Genomic DNA, 1,101 nt, shown 5'->3' on the forward strand with positions numbered 1-1,101 from the left:
GACCGCGATGACCCCGGGCCCCCAGCGGGTCCGCTCCGCCTTCCCCCACCACAGCGCGACCAGCGGAATAACCACGGTGCCCGCCAGGTAGCCGATGAACGTCGCCCGCTCGGTCACCCTCTCCAACTCGGTCAAGGCCAACACGGCCTGCACGATCAGCGCGATCTCCAGAACGCACAACCCAGCGAGCAGCCAGATCCCCATCGGACGATCACGTGCGGCAGTGACGAGACAGGCGAGCGCCAGCACCAGCGCCCCACCGATGATCCATCCCGAGTACGCGCCGGACATCACCGACCACCCCAAGGAGACATGGCCAGAAGGCTACCGCCCACCCACCCCGCCCCCGATCCCGGTCACCGCCGAAGAACCCGAGAGTCCGCCCCGGCCAGGCGACGATACCGGGCCACACGCGCAGCCCACAGGCCACCAGCACGGGTTGGCCCGGCCCGGCAAGGACGCCGGGCCGCACGGGTGGCCCGCAGGTCACCAGCACGGGTTCGTCCCGACCCGATGAGAACGCCGAGTCCCGACTTGTCGGGGACACCCGGCCGGGCAGGGAGTTCGGATCCCGGCCGGGCGGGAGGTCGAGTCCCGACGCGGGGGTCATCGGTACTTGGGTGTCGCGGTCTGTTGGGTGAGGGCGTCGGGGCGTTCTCACCACTCCTCGAAGGGCCGCCCGAGTCCAAAACTCCCGTGGACGCAATCCACGCCTAGGAAGCCGGATGGGCCTGTTCAAAGTTCCTTCACCTTGGACTACCTGGGCGTTCTTTGGTGTTCTGTCGGTTTGTGGTGAGATAGTTGGTAATGGTGGAATCATCCCATGATTCGGGGGCCGGGGTTGAGTAGGTTTGCGCGGGAGGGGTCCGCGGGCTGGCTGACGGTGCTCGGAGTGGTGCTGGCCGCCCTCAACCTGAGAACCGCGGTCACCAGCGTCGGCGCGGTGCTGCACGAGATCAGCTCCGCGCTGCACATGCCCGGTTTTGTATCCGGCCTGCTCACCACACTCCCCGTCCTGTGTTTCGCCGTGTTCGGCGCGATCACGCCATGGGCGGCCAGGCGGGCGGGCGAGGAGCGCCTGCTGGTGTTCGCCCTGGGCCT

At 68.3% G+C, this 1,101-nt stretch carries 1 protein-coding gene and 1 pseudogene; one reads left to right on the plus strand and one right to left on the minus strand.

The window, feature by feature from the left end:
- On the minus strand, positions 1 to 291 hold a 291-nt coding region (locus Aph01nite_RS40940; RefSeq protein WP_204046483.1), incomplete at its 3' end, for a hypothetical protein.
- Positions 292 to 841: 550 nt separating this feature from the next.
- On the opposite strand from Aph01nite_RS40940, the pseudogene Aph01nite_RS40945 reads away from it, so the two are divergent.
- Positions 842 to 1,101, plus strand: a pseudogene (locus Aph01nite_RS40945) (MFS transporter); the annotation flags it as partial.

It is taken from the genome of Acrocarpospora phusangensis (assembly GCF_016862995.1).
Classification (GTDB): domain Bacteria; phylum Actinomycetota; class Actinomycetes; order Streptosporangiales; family Streptosporangiaceae; genus Acrocarpospora; species Acrocarpospora phusangensis.